Origin of the sequence: Hymenobacter sp. J193 (assembly GCF_024700075.1) — a bacterium.
Taxonomy (GTDB): domain Bacteria; phylum Bacteroidota; class Bacteroidia; order Cytophagales; family Hymenobacteraceae; genus Hymenobacter.
On the sequence record NZ_JAJONE010000003.1, the window covers coordinates 1 to 14,759 of the forward strand.

Consider the following 14,759-nt stretch of genomic DNA (forward strand, 5'->3'; position numbering starts at 1 on the left):
CTCCTCGGCCCTGTACGGGCCAACGCCTTCAACGGCGTGGTGCTGACCACCCTCGAAAGATCGTTCCAGCACCTGGGTTCAGCGTAAGCCTGCAAAGGGGGCACGCGCAGCTACCTGGACGGGCAGCTGCGCTACGCCCGCGCCTAAGCCAGCGCTGGGCCCTCGCTGACGGGCAGCTACGCCACGGGCCAGGAGGGATTGCCGCCACCTACGACCTGCTCACGGCGGCCTACGCGCCTGGCAACAACGCCCAGGGCTCGGGCCTGGCTACGACGCGGTGAACCGCTACGGGGACGTGGGCACCACTTGCGGCCCCACGGGCGGGGCGCTCAACGGCAAGACTGTGTATCATGCCCGGCTGGACCGAATGCGAAATCATCGACGGCGATGACAAGGCCATGCTTTACCGCATAGTCCCTTCCCCTTCATTTTTGGTGACGGACAAGGTGAAAGCAATGGTGGAGTTCAAGCGGGGCCCAGGGCACGACGGCTTACCAGTTTACCAACCGCTACTGTCTATCCAACTTTGCAACAAATCAATTCCGGGCGGAGCTGAAAAGTGACCGCTGGTTTGTGCTGGCCTACCAGACCCAGGATTTCGGCAAGAACTCCTATGATTTGCCCTTCACCGGCAGCTTCATCCAAACCCAGAAGGACCCTCGCAGCGAAGCTGGGCTGAGCTACGCCCAGCAGTACTTCGGGGCCTATGCCCTGGCCTACAACACGCTTTTGGCCAACTCCGGCCAACGCCGGCAACACGGCCGGGGCCGAGCAGGCCGCCCGCGCGCAGGCCGCCCCCTTCCAGCTTACGGCCGGCTCCCCGAGTTTAATGAGGCCCGCCTGCGGGTAGTGAATGACGCAACGCCTGGCGTGGGCTCCCGCATCAACCCCAGCTCACTGCTCAACGATGTATCGGGGCAGTACGATTATCAATCAAAGCTGGTGAACGCGGTTGTCGGCGGTGCCTCCCGCCAGTACCGGCTGGGTTCTGATGGCATGCTCTTCTCTGATCAGGACGGCAAGCGCATCATCAACGATGAGTTTGGAGCATACCTCCAACTTTCGAAAGAGCTGCTGCAGAACCGCCTGAAACTCACGGCTGCCGGGCGGGTCGATGACAGCAAAAACTTTAGGCCGGTGTTTTCGCCCTCGGGGCTCGGCTGTGTTTGCCTTCGACAAGGCGAAGACGCACAACCCTGCGGGCCAGTTATAACCCAGGCCTACCGGACTCCAACCCAGCAAGGCCAGTACCTGAGCCTGGATCTTTCCCGGTTTTGCTGCTGGGCAACATCAGCAATGGCTTCCAGGGCTATAGCACCGCCGTTGCCGGCTCCCTTGGCTCTATACTGAGCAATCCTGCTACGGCCCAGGAAACGCTGGACACCTACGCCTTGAATGCTGACCGGCTCAAACCGGAGCTGTGGCCACGTGGGAAATCGGCTACAAGGGGCTGGTCGTGCCAAATGTCGTGCTTGATCTGAACTATTACCGGTCGAGCTATCAGGACTTCATTGGCCAAGTGCGCTTGATTTCCAATATAGACGGGAGCCGTCCGACGCCGGCGCAGCTGGCGGCGGCGGCCACCGGGGCGCGGCCGCTGCAGACCGGCCCGACGCGCGTGATCCAGGTGCAGGCCAACGCGGCCCAGCAGGTGCACGCCTCCGGCAGCATGGCCTCGCTGACTTACACGCCCCGCAAGCAGCTGAACCTGACGGGCAACTACACGCTCAGTTTGCTGGAGCGCAAGCGCCTGCCTGAGCGCTTCCAAGCGTACCACAACACGCCCCGGCACAAGTTCAACCTGGGCGCTTACGGGGAAGTAGGCAAGGCCTTCAACTACTCGCTCAACTACCGCTGGGCCGAAGGCCATTTATTTGAGTCGCCGTTTGCTGCCGGTGAGCTGAAGGCCTACTCCTCCCTCGATGCGCAGGTTGGTTACCACCTGAGCAAGTATCATACGACGGTCCAGGCCGGGGGCTTAACCTGGCCAACACGACCAACATACAGGTCTACGGCGGCCCTCAGATTAGCCGGTTAGCCTATCTGGGCCTAACCGTTGAGCTGAAATAACTTCTAGCCGGTACTGGCCCGGCGGGTACCCACTCGCCGGGCCAGTACCATTATACCCTCGACCATGAAACACTTGCGCATTTGGTTAGCCATCCTAGCAGGTATGGCAACTGCAACGGCTCAGGGGCAATCGCTACCGTTGGAACAATTGCATAAGCTCAGCACGCTTCCACAGGGCTTGCCACTGGCAAAAATGACCACCGTGCTGCTGCCGGTTGGTTGGACCTACCAAGGCCACGTGGATATGTCTCCCGAAGTTTTCTGGACAACCGAGCTAATGGCTACGGATAGTCTGGATGGTGATACGCCTGAATTCTGGCTTAGCCTCCGGCCAATGCCGGGCAATCTAACGGACGTGCTATTCAAAACTCAGCTGGCGCGCAACTTCGAGCCACTGCGGCGGGAACTGAAGCGGATGAAAATTGGAGCCTACACCCGTTTACTGCCTGAGGGTAAGGGTGAGCGATATGAAACAGCTATCTACAGCCTAACGCTCTACAGTGGCAAGAAGGGGGCATATCGCTACATCGCCGTTCTGCACCCGATTCCGGCGCCGACCCCCATCGCACCAACTGCGCCGGCAGCCGTCGTGGAGCCTACGCCCGTGCTGCCCAGCTCGACGGTCGTTTCCACTACAACCCCTGAGTGTTATTTACCCTGCCCTCCAGATGTTACCCTATCATCTCGGTTCCTTACTCGCCCGTCTCTGGCTTGCCGGCGTTGGGCTGGAATGCCCTACTGAAGCAGCAGTGCCGCCCCGGCCGGCCTCTATCCCAGCGCTGAGCGGCCGGCTCGTCGATGGCTGACTGGTTCTGTAACCGACGAAATGACAAACCCGCTTTCCGGCGTCTCCGTGCCTTGCGGGGGCTGTTTCCCCAGGAACGCATTACGGATTCCCTGGGCAGATTTTGCCTGCCGGTACCGGCCACTGGCAATGGCGCCGTGGTTGTTGTCTTCGAAGGCTACTACGCCCAGCAGCTGCTGATCGGCCAAGGAGAGACCCTACATATTGTGCTTCAGCCGATACCCGGTTTCCGGCGCCGCTTCAACCGCGGGGCCGTCAGCAGCACCCTACGCCGCTTCATGTAACTTGCGCCCATGCTTCGCTCTATTCTTCTTGTCCTTTTGGTAGCCACGGCCCTACTCGGGGCCGTGGTCCTGTTTAGAACCCTTCGGTTTACGCCAATTTCCCCGCCGGCACCAGTGAAAAACCCGGTCGTGGCCAAGCTGCCGGCCGCCGCCGTTGAGCACCTGCAGGCAGCCGTGCGGCTCCGCACGGAATCCTATCGTTCGGGCAACGTGGCGGATACGTCCCAGTTTTTGGGCTTTCACCGATTGCTGCAGCGCACGTACCCGCTACTGCATCGGACACTGCGCCGCCAGGTTGTCGGCGGTTATTCGCTTTGCTATGAGTGGGCCGGCCAGGAGCCTTCCGCCGCGCCAGTTATTGTGCTGGCGCACTATGATGTGGTCCCGGTAGATACGGCCACGCTGCCCCGCTGGAAATACCCGCCGTTTGGGGCCGTACAGGCTCATGATACCATCTGGGGGCGTGGCACAACGGATAACAAGGCTAATGCGGTGGCGCTGCTGGAAGCCGTAGAAAGTGCCCTTCTGCGTGGCCAGCAGCCCCGGCGCACCGTTTTTCTGGTGCTGGGCCACGATGAGGAAGTTGGCGGTATGCACGGCGCGCGCCAGGTAGCGCAGCTGCTGCAGCGGCGGGGCATCCGCCCGGCCTTCGTACTGGATGAAGGCGGCTACATCACGCGCAGAAAGGTTCCGGGCATGGTTGGTCGCCCGGTTGCGTTGATTGGCACTGCCGAGAAAGGCTATCTCTCCCTGCAGCTGAGCGCCAGCCTTGCCGGTGGGCATGCGGCCATGCCGGAAAAAGAGTCGGCTGTCGGGTTGGTAGCCGGGGCCGTGGCCTCGCTCCAGCAGCAGGAGTTTGCCGCCCAGCTGACCCCGGCCATGCAGGACTTTGCCACCCACGTCGGGCCTCACCTGCCCTTCGGCCAACGGGTAGCCTTTGCCAATCAATGGCTGTTGCGGCCGCTTATTCTGCGCGCCTACCGTGCAACGGCTGCCGGCGCAGCAGCGGTCCGCACGACGATTGCGCCCACTGTTCTCCAGGCGGGTATGAAGGATAACGTCATCCCGGCTTCGGCCTCAGCCATAGTGAATTTACGGTTACTGCCAACCACTACGGCCGCCGGCACGCTGGCGCAGGTGCGGGCCTGGTTGCCGGATCAGCGCGTTCAGGTCCGGCCCGTGGGCCCGGTCTCGGAACCGACGGCGGCGGCTTCGACGGAAACGCTGGGCTACCGCCTCATTGACCAGCAGCTGCACCAACTGGTGCCGGGAGTGGTTACCACGCCCTTTCTGTTCGTTGCCCAGTCCGATGCCCGGCACTTTCAGCCCCTTACGACGGATATATACCGCTTTTCCCCCACTACTGACCCTCAGGGGATGCACGGTGAAAACGAATGCGTCTCCGTTGCCAGCTTCACGCAGACGTATTGTTATTTCGCCGGCATTCTGCGGGCGTTATAATAGTCGGCACGAGGACAAAAAGGGAAGCCTGGAGCAGGCTTCCCTTTTTCTTGCAAAGTGCAAGATGGCAGGCCTCATCAAAAGCTACCTTATTATAATTTTTTCATCTTTAAGACGTTTGACAAGCGAAGCACATATTTCTATTGACGGCTTGGTAATGGGTTGTGAGTTATTGTCTCTGTACTGAGCTATAACGATGGCTAAATGTCCTGCATGATATGCGAAATCACATAAGTTGAAATCTTCACTTGAATCATTAGTTCTATGCTGATAACAAAAACTATGCACTCTTTCATGCACTATAGTGCCTGCAACATAAGTAGGGGTGCGAGAGGTCCTGTCTAAATTGTCAACATTGAAGTTGATTTTTTCTGAACAAGCTACTGTGCTTCCTGTGACATCGTCGTCAGTATAGCCGTCTTTAGCAACAAACTGCTTTACCGTCGGCAAGCCGCGCGACCGAAACTCAGAAAGGAAGAAGGTAACAGGATCTTTATGATGTTGTTCAGGAACCTCCTCTAACCGATCATGATCCCATTCATAGACTCCAGCAGTTGATTGAGCAATGAGAATCCTCCTAAATAGAGAGTCATTAATAGAATTTTCAGCAATAGCCAATGCCGAAGTCAATTTCGTAAGCTGCTTATCAGTAAATTTTAAAGGAGCGCTTTTGTTTTCCCTCTATAGGGTGGAGGGTATCGTATACTTTATCGTTCTGATTACAGCTCATCAAACTAGCTGAAATCAATACCAGTTGAAGACAAGTTAAGGTTAAGTAACCGAGAGAATTGGTCTTCATGGGTTCCAAGTCAGTTTTATAAAATTAGCCAAAACAGGTTGGCAGTATGAGTATAGCAACAATAATCGGCATATCATAATATTTTAATAGATAATACACAAAGTATTAATTCTACTTTTTAATCGGGTAAGAAAAGTAGCCCCTATTTTGTCCCTGTCCGGTCAATTCCGTTCGGATGGCGCGTAATGCCCGGGCCCAAAAGTGGAGTCCAGGACGGTATGCATCATCAGCTCCGCCAGCACTTTTTCGGGTGCCTCCGCCAGCCAGTCTGCCAACCGAAATACCTCCGCCAAACTCAGCCCTGCTGGATCTTTGCGCCGCTTCAGATAGGTGCGAAACGTCATGCCCAATCGATCCGTGATAGTGCGTACCGGTGCTTTTTTTGGAATCTACCATTTCAGCAAACGTGCGGGCATTCGGCGCAATGGGCACGGCCTGGCCTGGGAACTCTACTGAAGGTTTAGGCATGAAAAACGGCTTGTTCAGGTTGTGAAGCGGCAAGAATGAAGACATTGGGCAACGCCCAAATGTAGAAAGACCCATCTAAAGCAAAAAACCCCGGCCGTCAGGCCAGGGTTTGCAAATGGGCTGTTGCCGAGCGTTAGCCATCGTCTTCGTCGTCGTCAGCCCGAGCGCTTCGTAGTTCCGGCGGCCCCGTAAAGGCATAAGGCGCCAATTGGATGCCACTCGTTGCTACATAGCCGCGGCAGTTACCATCCGTGCCTAGCTCTTCCGCTACCGAAACCCGGTAGCCGTAGGTGCGGAACATGCGCTGAAACAAGCGAAGCCGCTGGACGGTAAAGGCCGTTCGGCTCATACCAAAGGCCCCTTTCGGACCTTTCAGCAGGGCTCGGACTACTGCCTGAGGCAGACGCACGTGCCGGCTGATGGCCGAAACATTCCAGGGTCGTTTAGGGTCGTCATTGCGTTCAAACCAAGTCTGGAGGTGCTGCCAGCCTTGGGGTTCGTCGTAGATAGTGCGTGCGGTCGGCATGAGTGGAAGCAGGAAAGGCACCTGTCCTTTTATGGTGAAAAAGCAATATTGCCATTACTGCTAATCGCAAACAATGGCGGGCGAAATATGCCGAAATAAATCTAAATGTTCTCCATTTTAATACTTTACTTCTTGCAGATATTCTTGCGTTCAACCTAAAGTCGGGTCTTTTCAGATGACACCACACCCTGACAATGGTTTTGCCAACGAATGCCTGTTGACAGAATTATCGCTTAACGTAATTGGACGTATCGGACATGAGGTCTACTACCGCAGGGTACTTACAAAAAGTCGCGGGCGATGACATAGTTCTGCCCTATGAACAACGCTTTGAAAGGGGGAGCAATCCTCAACGGTTCCGGTACGAAGTATCGTGATTGTAGCAGTTCCTGCCATTCCCTGTAGGATGCTTCCACCTCAAATAACCAACAGAGTGCTTGAAGCTCATGGGTCACTTCGGTGGGGAGGTAGAACGTGTGCTGGTGGCCTTGCTGTAAGTATTCGCCTAACCACTGCTGGTTGCGTTGTACCCCACTCCACAGAGGAAGGAACGCCTGCCACTCCACCGCTAGGGTCACAAAGCGCTTGTAAAAGGCTGCTAGAAAACCGACAGGCAACCCTTTAGGTGCCCGAACGGTCAGGGCCGCGAGGGGACCATTGTAATAGGTTAGAGCGGGGTGCTCGCCGTGATAGCTTACCGGTCCGCCAGTACCTCGCTTGAGAGTAGCGGCTACCTTGCGGTGAAAATCAATGCGGTGGACCTCTACGGCGGTAGTCAACTCTAAGTAGGTGGTTTGGCTATAGCGAACGGTGCCGGTAGGATACAGCGCACTGAATTGCTCCATCATGTCGTGAAGCTACGCAAGGCCAGGAAGTGTACAAAAGCGAGAGCTACTTCTTCACTTGCGCGGAGGCGCTTCACGGAATCCTTTCTTGACATAATGCTAGGTATAAGGCGATTCCCAAAGAATTTATATTGGCTGCGCTGATTTGGTAGGCAGGTAGCATTGCATAAAAAGCAGGAACGGTTGAGCCAGTATGATCACCTCCATAATGTAGCTGATCTACATCAGCTTGACTTTTTACATTGGGATTATTAGCAATCCCGCCATCAGCAGTAACGAATCAAGCTATCTCTCCTGTTGAACCTACACGTGATACAGGATTAGTGATGATTCCTATAGCAAGAGACTAATTATATCTTATAGGGTCCGTGCGAGCGCTCCCAGCAGGTTACTGCCCGGGGCGTTTGCGTGAAGGCACGAGCACTTAGTCGAGGTGCTCGATAAGGACTTTGGCGTCGTAGAAGTAGGTGGAAGCGAAGAAGTCGTTGACGGGGGTGTCAATGCTGAGGAGGATAAAACCGCCGGCGGGGTCTTTGAAGATTTTGAAGGGGTAAAAGCGGGTTTTGATTTGCCGCTTTAGGGAGTAGGGGGCTTGCAGGTTGAAGGCGTAGAGGCGGCGGTCGGTGGTACCGGCGTAGAGGGTTTGGGTGGCGGCGTCGGGGCCGTAGCAGGTGTAGATAGTGGACAGGTTCGGCAGGCTGGCCTGATGCGTAGTCGTTTTGTGATAAATGTCGCCGTAAGCCCCAGTGATGTAGTGCTGCCCATCGGGGAAAAAGGCGAAAACACGGCCATCAGAGGTGTGGAGGCGGTGGGAGCTGTTGCGCTGAGAGCCTAGGAAGTTGCCGGTTGGCGTGAAGCTATAGTAGGTGTGGGGCATGGGGTAAGTAGACATGCCCATACCCAGCACCTCGCTGCTGGAGCCGGGAACCAAGTAAAGATGCTGGTTGTGCCCATCGCGGCTGTCCTCGTAAGGCAGCTGAGCCTTGGTGGCCCGGTCGTAGACGCGCATGGTGGGACCGATGTAGCGCGTCGTACTGATGTAGAGCTGGCCATTGCTGGCCAGCACAGAACTCAGGCCGTGGGGAGTAGGAATAGTGTAAACCCGCAGCCTATCGACCTGGGTGAGGGTGGACGCGTCGTAAATCAGGACGATGCCATCGTCGAATGGCAAATAGAGCTCCCGTCGGCCCTGGAATGTACTCAAGCTGCCATAGTTGACCCCCATGCCCACTTCGATGGTTTTGATCATCTGATGCCCATCCAGGCTGTACTGGCTAACGGTGCCTGTGGGGCCAACGAAGTACAGCATGCGGGTGGTTTCGTCGAAAAGCACATCGCGGATATGGGCGCGCGCAATGTGGACGTTGGGACGGTGGAAAGTAACGGTATTGCTCTCGATGGTTTGGCCTGAAGCCAGCACGCCAACGACCTGGTAGAGGACATCGTCCGAGTAGGGGATGGTGGCGTCGAGGTAGGAAACGGTAGGTTCGACAAGGGTGGCGGGGCGCACGGCGAAGGTATCAGCGTCGGGATCGTTGAGGATTTCCCATCGCTTGATATGGTACTCCTTCAGGTCGGGGTTATTGAGCGCCGACCAGGTGAGCACGGCGGTACTATCATTTGCTAGCTGAGGAACTTGCAGGGCAATACTGGTGGTAAGCGGTGGGGCAGGCTCTTGCTCAACGGATTCGCAGGAGGTGGTAATAAATGCAAGCAACAGGAATAAGTAAAGTAGGATTTTAGTCATCGTTCGTGAATAGAGATGGGTGGTATTTTATGTTCGGTAGTGAGGGAAAGCGGACTGTGCTTAGGGCTGAGTTCAGAAATAGGATAGTTTAAGCAAGGTATGGTCTTTCAGACAAGTTCTGGGAAGGACCCGTTGTCAGTTTATTTGGCCCCAAGAAAGTGAGCCACCTTTATCTTCCCGGTTGGGTCGGGGTCGCTACCGGCACTAGCCAAAAAAGCCGCCCCACCCGGAACGGCTTTTTCAGTAGAAAACTAACTCTATTCGCGTTACAATGACTTTACCTTAATTTGGGTAGCTGGCCTACCCATATGGAACGGTGACGAGTAGCTTTACTGCTTCACCACCTTCACCTGGGCGGGACGGCCGTCGATGACCAGGCGCACGATGTAGAGGCCGGCGGGGCGACCAGCCAGCTCGGGCACGACCAGCGTGGCAGGGCCAGCCGGGGCGCTGACCAGCCGACGCAGCAGCACGCGGCCGGTGACGTCGGTCAGGGTCAGGGGCGCGGCCACCAGCGGGGCAGTCAGGGTGAAGTTCAACGTGAGGATGGCTCCGCTGCCCAGTGGCACAGGGGCTGCCCTCAGGCCAGTGGCACGGGCCGAGAAAGCTGGGCAGGCTCAAAGGAAGCGAACCGTCGCCGCCTTCGATGAGGAGCGGTTCGGCGCTGAAAAGGGTAGGCCGAGCTGGCCAAAGCTGTTGCTGCCCCAGGCCCAGAGTGTACCGTCCTTGCGCACACCTACGCTGTATTCGTTGCCCGCCGCCACACTCTTCCAGTTGGTATCGCTGCCCACTTGTATGGGCGCGCTGCTGACGGTGCCGCTAGTGCCATCGCCGAGCTGGCCGTCGGCGTTGTTGCCCCAGGCCCAGAGCGTGCCGTCGGTGCGTAGCGCCACATTGTGCAAATAGCCCGCCTCCACGCCTGCCCAGGTGGTGGCGGTACCCACTTGCACAGGCACGCTGCGGTTAGTGAAGGTGCCATCGCCGAGCTGGCCTCTTTCGTTGCTGCCCCAGGCCCAGAGCGTGCCATTGGTGCGTACGGCCACGCTGTAGTCGTTGCCCGCCGCCACGCTCTTCCAGGTGGTGGCCGTGCCTACTTGCACGGGGCTGTTACGGTATTCCGTGGTGGTACCGCCGCCGAGCTGGCCTCTTTCATTGTTACCCCAGGCCCAGAGGGTGCCGTCCTTGCGCACGGCCAGGGTGTGGTTGTTGCCCGCCGCCACACTCTGCCAGTTGGTATCGGTGCCCACCTGCACGGGGACCGTGCGCAGGGTAGTGGTGCCATCGCCGAGCTGGCCTTGTCGGTTGTCGCCCCAGGCCCAGAGCGTGCCGTCCGTGCGCACGGCCACGCTGTGCAACCTGCCTGCCGCCACGCTCTTCCAGGTGGTGGCCGTGCCTACTTGCACGGGGGTGTAGCGCTGGTCGGTGGTAATGCCGTCGCCCCAGGTCCAGAGGGTACCGTCGGTGCGCACAGCCACGTTGTGGCCTCTGCCCGCCGACACACTGGCCCAGTTAATATGGATGCCCACTTGTACGGGGGCACTGTGGCCGGCAGTGGTGCCATCACCGAGTTGGCCGAAGGTGTTGTTGCCCCAGGCCCAGAGCGTGCCGTCCGTGCGCATCGCCACGGTGTGCCGCTCGCTCGCCGACACGCTCGCCCAGGTGGTGGCCGTGCTAATGCGCGCCGGAACGGGCTGGACCCCGGGCAGCAGTTGCGTACTGCCTACTTGGCCGTTGCTATTGCTGCCCCAGGCCCAGAGTGCGCCGTCGGTGCGCACGGCTAGGGTGTGGCTGGTGCTCGCTGCCACGCTCTTCCAGGTAGTGGCCGTGCCCACTTGTACGGGCGCGCTGCGGTCGGTAGTGGTGCCGTCGCCAAGCTGGCCTTCGTAGTTGTTGCCCCAGGCCCAGAGCGTGCCGTCGGTGCGCACGGCCACCGTGTGCGACCCGCCTGCTGCCACAATGGCCCAGTTGGTGTCGGCGCCCACTTGCACGGGTTCGCTGTGGTCGGTGCCGCTGGCGCCGTCGCCTACTTGGCCGGAGTTGTTCTTGCCCCAGGCCCAGAGCGTGCCATCTTGCCGGATGGCCAAGGTGTGGTCGTTGCCTGCCGACACACTGGCCCAGTTGGTGGCGGTGCCCACTTGCACAGGCGTGCTGCGCCGGGTGTTGTCGCCCAAGCCGAGCTGGCCGGAGTTGTTGTTACCCCAGGCCCAGAGCGTGCCGTCCGTGCGCACGGCCACGGTATAGTCGTTGCCCGCCGCCACGCTCTTCCAGTTGGTGGCCGTGCCCACTTGTACGGGCGCGCTGCGATCGGTGATGGTGCCGTCGCCTACTTGGCCGGAGTTGTTCTTGCCCCAGGCCCAGAGCGTGCCATCCGTGCGCACGGCCACGGTGTGGTCGTTGCCCGCCGACCCGCTGGCCCAGGTGGTACCAGTGCCCACCTGCACGGGGACCATGCGCTGGGTGGTGGCGCCGTCGCCGAGCTGGCCGCTTTTGTTGTAGCCCCAGGTCCAGAGTGTGCCGTCCGTGCGCACGGCCACGGTGTGCCACTCGCCACCCGCCACGCTCGCCCAGGTGGTACCAGTGCCCACCTGCATAGGGAAGCGGCGATTGGTGTTGGTACCATCGCCGAGCTGGCCTTGGCGGTTGTTGCCCCAGGCCCAGAGCGCACCGTTGGCGTGGATGATGAGGGTGTGTCCATCGCCGGCGGCAAATTGCTGGGCCTGAGCCGGAGCGGCGAGGACTAGCAGCCCCAGCAGCAGCGCGGGCAGCCACTGGCCCGCCCACCGGCCGCGCGTAAGCAAGGAAGTCAGCAGCGAAGTCGGCAAGAAAAGGCGTGAGGCGGCCGGCGGGGCCACCAAGGAAGGATAGTGCATCTAAGGAATGGGGAGTGCCACGTCCCGGGGAAAGGCAGAGACACGCGCGTTGCTGCTAAGGGTCCCGTAACTGCAATCGAATAAGCTGCTCAAGATAAGGCTTAAAGGGTTCTTCTTACAAAAGGGTCGTTCAAGCAAGCTATGGCCTTTTGCTTAGTTCTAAGTAGAGCCCGCTGTCGGCCCATCTAGCCCAGTAATTACCATCCAAAAAACGGTCGTGGCTGTTGCAGAAGTCATGGGGTAGCATAATAACCATATATGCAAACGCCTAGGGGGCCTATAAAAGCCTCTTCGTGAGTCTTTGAAGCTTGGTTCAGCTCGCTGAACCCTCACTCAACAGACCTGCAGCGAGTCTCTGCAGCAGCCACGGTCGGTTATTGGACGATGCTTGTAGCTAAAGTAGAAACCGCTAGCGTGGCCCTATTAGACTTTATCGGAAACAGGTCGCTACTTTATCACCGTTTCGCTGAACCTACTAGTAAGAGGTGTTCCATTAGTATTGGTAGCTTAATAGTTTATCTCTTTAGTTGCTACATGTACTGACTCTCACTTTTCCTAAATACTATGCCCAAGCAAGATTCTCTCCGGATCGGTACTAGTGAATCGATTAACCTGATGGATTTCGATCCATTAAGCGACGCTATGTTAGAATTGGGCCGTCCGGAAGCGACCGAAGCGGGTGCGTTGGCATTGACCTCTCTGGATATTTTTTGGAATCAGTTGGAAGTCGATTGCGTAGCACAGTGTTGCGGCGTGTACGCCTTCGATTGGTGGCCGAACAACATCCTCAAAGCGGCCCAGGGGCTGAACAAACAAGAAGTTGTGGAGGAGCTTCGTCAGATGGAGAAAGCCGTTTACCAGAGTGATAAACCGATTGTCTGCCACCATCGCTTAAACCAGCTTTTTGCGCGGGCTTCATTCCTGCAATTACAGAAGCATCTGCTCTCGATACTGACTGGCGAAGGAGCCAGCTAAGCTGTTCAGATTAGAGGTGTGGCTGTTGCAGAACCCCGGTTTGACTTGCCCAACCGGCGGTGTAGAGCTTGAAGCGAGCCCGCAATGCGCATAAACGGGCCTTTTGCACCTGCATTGGGATTAGCACAAACCGATTTGACACTGCTTGACGAGTTCTGCAACAGCCACAGGTCTTTTCTGAACGGTTTTCGCGGCTGCCCTTACGCCCTCGAAAACGCGGTTTTTCAGGGGTGTTTTCGGACAGGTAATCTGAACACCTATCTTCAGGGAATGAGAGTAGCGCTTTACGCCCGCGTGTCCACCGCCGACAAGGACCAGGATCCGGAGAATCAGCTGCTGGTGCTGCGCCGGGAGGCTGAGCGCGCCGGCGACGTGGTCTACAAGGAATACGTGGATCAGGACTCGGGCCGCAGGAGCGAGAGCCGCAAAGCCTTTCAGGAGCTGATGCGCGATGCGCAGAAGCGCAAGTTCGACCTGGTGCGCGTGTGGGACTTGAGCCGCTTCAGCCGCGAGGGCATCGAGAAGGTATTTGAGCACACCTCCCTGCTGGAGCAGTGCGGGGTAAGCTTCTGAGCTACGCCGAGCCGCTGCTCAACACCACCGGCCCGATGAAGGACTTGATGAAGGCCATGATTGCCTGGGCCGCCGGCTACTACTCGCAGCGGCTGAGCGAGAACGTGAGCTCGGGCCTAGCGCGGAAGCGGCAGAAGGCGGCCGAACAAGGCGAGGTGTACGTGCACGGCCGCCGGGCCTTGGCGCGTGAACTCGTGGCCCGGATCCAGCAGTTGCAGCAGGAGGGACTAAGCGTCCGCAAGATCAGCGCCGCCGTGCAAGTGCCGGTGGGTACGGTCCATAAGTATTTAAAGGTAGAGTCACCTTTGTCGCAAACGGCAGACTACACCACTTCTTCTACGGGTTGATCAACTGAGGACTTATTAGTGGTATTCGACCTGCTATCACACGGACGCCATGAAGCTGTTCTTGACGGTCCTTTGCAACAAGAACCCTGAGAAGCAGTATCTTGGTCGGCTTATTCGATCTTAGTTAAGTATACGGGACTACCAGCGGCAACGCGCTCGTCTCAGCCTTTCCCCGGGACGTGGCACTCCCTGTTGCTTACATGCACTATCCTTCCTTGGTGGCCCCGCAGGCCGCCTCGCGCCTTTCTGGGCCGACTTCGCTCTTGACTCTCTTGCTGATACGCGGCCGGTGGCTATCCGCGCTACTGCTGGGGCTGCTGGCCTTCGCCGCGCCGGCCCAGGCCCAGCAATGTGCCGCCGGTGGTGAGCACACCTTCAGCATCCACGCCGACGGCACGCTCTGGGCCTGGGGAGACAACACCTACGGCCAGCTCGGCGACGGCACCTTCGCTGATCGTAGCACTCCCGTGCAAGTGGGCAACGATACCAACTGGGCCAGTGTGTCGACGAGCAATGCCCACACTATAGCCGTGCGCACCGACGGTACGCTCTGGGCCTGGGGCAGAAACACCTTCAGTGAACTCGGCGACGGCACCATCACTGATCGTAGCACTCCCGTGCAAGTGGGCAACGATACCAACTGGGCCAGCGTGGCGGCGGGTCCTGGCTACACCGTAGCTGTGCGTACCGACGGCACGCTCTGGACCTGGGGGTTGAACCACCACGGCCAGCTCGGCAACGGCACCTCCACGGATTACCCTAACACCCGCCGCGTGCCTGGGCAAGTAGGCACGGCCACTAACTGGGCCAGCGTAGCAGTGGGCGACTTGCACACCGTAGCTCTGCGCACTGACGGCACACTCTGGACCTGGGGGGTGAACGACTACGGCCAGCTCGGCAACGGTACCATTGACAACCGTTTAACCCCCACACAGTGGGTACAGCCACCACCTGGGCCAGCGTGGCAGCAGGCAACTTGCACACCGCAG

15 protein-coding genes and 1 pseudogene are annotated in these 14,759 nt (G+C 58.3%); 10 read left to right on the top strand and 6 right to left on the bottom strand.

Translation table 11 applies throughout. From position 1 onward, the window contains the following. From LRS06_RS21460 to LRS06_RS21485, 6 genes are all read left to right on the top strand, one after another. Positions 1-281: hypothetical protein (locus LRS06_RS21460; protein WP_257873452.1), on the top strand; the 281-nt coding region annotated here is incomplete at its 5' end. A gap of 292 nt (positions 282-573) precedes the next feature. Continuing rightward, a complete protein-coding gene (locus LRS06_RS21465; RefSeq protein WP_257873453.1) occupies positions 574-1,350 on the top strand; it encodes a hypothetical protein in 777 nt (258 codons plus the stop codon). 70 nt (positions 1,351-1,420) lie between these two features. Further along, a complete protein-coding gene (locus LRS06_RS21470) occupies positions 1,421-2,038 on the top strand; it encodes a TonB-dependent receptor domain-containing protein (protein WP_257873454.1) in 618 nt (205 codons plus the stop codon). A gap of 96 nt (positions 2,039-2,134) precedes the next feature. After that, entirely contained in the window at positions 2,135-2,812 is a 678-nt protein-coding gene (locus LRS06_RS21475; protein ID WP_257873455.1) for a hypothetical protein, read from the top strand. A 116-nt stretch (positions 2,813-2,928) separates the two neighbouring features. Continuing rightward, entirely contained in the window at positions 2,929-3,159 is a 231-nt protein-coding gene (locus LRS06_RS21480; RefSeq protein WP_257873456.1) for a hypothetical protein, read from the top strand. Between the two features lie 114 nt (positions 3,160-3,273). Further along, entirely contained in the window at positions 3,274-4,620 is a 1,347-nt protein-coding gene (locus LRS06_RS21485; RefSeq protein ID WP_257873457.1) for a M20/M25/M40 family metallo-hydrolase, read from the top strand. Between the two features lie 84 nt (positions 4,621-4,704). Here the strand turns inward: LRS06_RS21485 and LRS06_RS21490 are convergent, their stop codons facing one another. The 6 genes from LRS06_RS21490 to LRS06_RS21515 all read right to left on the bottom strand — a co-directional run bounded on the left by LRS06_RS21490 (position 4,705) and on the right by LRS06_RS21515 (position 11,875). Then, entirely contained in the window at positions 4,705-5,238 is a 534-nt protein-coding gene (locus LRS06_RS21490; RefSeq protein WP_257873458.1) for a hypothetical protein, read from the bottom strand. A 782-nt stretch (positions 5,239-6,020) separates the two neighbouring features. Beyond that, positions 6,021-6,413, bottom strand: a complete 393-nt coding sequence (locus LRS06_RS21495; protein WP_257873459.1) for a hypothetical protein — start codon at positions 6,411-6,413, stop codon at positions 6,021-6,023. A gap of 281 nt (positions 6,414-6,694) precedes the next feature. Beyond that, entirely contained in the window at positions 6,695-7,261 is a 567-nt protein-coding gene (locus LRS06_RS21500) for a hypothetical protein (RefSeq protein ID WP_257873460.1), read from the bottom strand. Positions 7,262-7,682: 421 nt separating this feature from the next. Then, entirely contained in the window at positions 7,683-8,975 is a 1,293-nt protein-coding gene (locus LRS06_RS21505) for a hypothetical protein (RefSeq protein WP_257873461.1), read from the bottom strand. A 359-nt stretch (positions 8,976-9,334) separates the two neighbouring features. After that, on the bottom strand, positions 9,335-9,574 hold the full coding sequence (locus LRS06_RS21510; RefSeq protein WP_257873462.1) for a T9SS type A sorting domain-containing protein: 240 nt from the start codon (positions 9,572-9,574) through the stop codon (positions 9,335-9,337). 48 nt (positions 9,575-9,622) lie between these two features. Further along, complete coding sequence (locus tag LRS06_RS21515; protein ID WP_257873463.1) at positions 9,623-11,875, bottom strand: hypothetical protein; 2,253 nt, start codon at positions 11,873-11,875, stop codon at positions 9,623-9,625. A 564-nt stretch (positions 11,876-12,439) separates the two neighbouring features. Between LRS06_RS21515 and LRS06_RS21520 the strand changes: the two genes are divergently transcribed. From LRS06_RS21520 to LRS06_RS21535, 4 genes and pseudogenes are all read left to right on the top strand, one after another. Further along, positions 12,440-12,850 carry a DUF6331 family protein gene (locus tag LRS06_RS21520; protein ID WP_257873464.1) on the top strand — a complete coding sequence of 137 codons (411 nt, stop codon included), beginning with the start codon at positions 12,440-12,442 and terminating at the stop codon, positions 12,848-12,850. Positions 12,851-13,120: 270 nt separating this feature from the next. Continuing rightward, complete coding sequence (locus tag LRS06_RS21525) at positions 13,121-13,423, top strand: recombinase family protein (RefSeq protein ID WP_257873465.1); 303 nt, start codon at positions 13,121-13,123, stop codon at positions 13,421-13,423. After that, a complete protein-coding gene (locus tag LRS06_RS21530) occupies positions 13,405-13,770 on the top strand; it encodes a hypothetical protein (protein WP_257873466.1) in 366 nt (121 codons plus the stop codon). The genes LRS06_RS21525 and LRS06_RS21530 overlap by 19 nt, the downstream gene beginning before the upstream one ends. Before the next feature lie 200 nt (positions 13,771-13,970). Beyond that, positions 13,971-14,738: pseudogene (locus tag LRS06_RS21535) on the top strand (RCC1 domain-containing protein); the annotation flags it as partial. Positions 14,739-14,759: the final 21 nt, after the last annotated feature.

Excerpts from the sequence above, each read along its gene's own strand:
- LRS06_RS21475 (WP_257873455.1), top strand. The coding sequence starts at position 2,135 with ATGAAACACTTGCGCATTTGGTTAGCCATCCTAGCAGGTATGGCAACT.
- LRS06_RS21525 (WP_257873465.1), top strand. The coding sequence starts at position 13,121 with ATGAGAGTAGCGCTTTACGCCCGCGTGTCCACCGCCGACAAGGACCAG.
- LRS06_RS21515 (WP_257873463.1), bottom strand. The coding sequence starts at position 11,875 with ATGCACTATCCTTCCTTGGTGGCCCCGCCGGCCGCCTCACGCCTTTTC.
- LRS06_RS21500 (WP_257873460.1), bottom strand. The coding sequence starts at position 7,261 with ATGATGGAGCAATTCAGTGCGCTGTATCCTACCGGCACCGTTCGCTAT.
- LRS06_RS21495 (WP_257873459.1), bottom strand. The coding sequence starts at position 6,413 with ATGCCGACCGCACGCACTATCTACGACGAACCCCAAGGCTGGCAGCAC.
- LRS06_RS21520 (WP_257873464.1), top strand. The coding sequence starts at position 12,440 with ATGCCCAAGCAAGATTCTCTCCGGATCGGTACTAGTGAATCGATTAAC.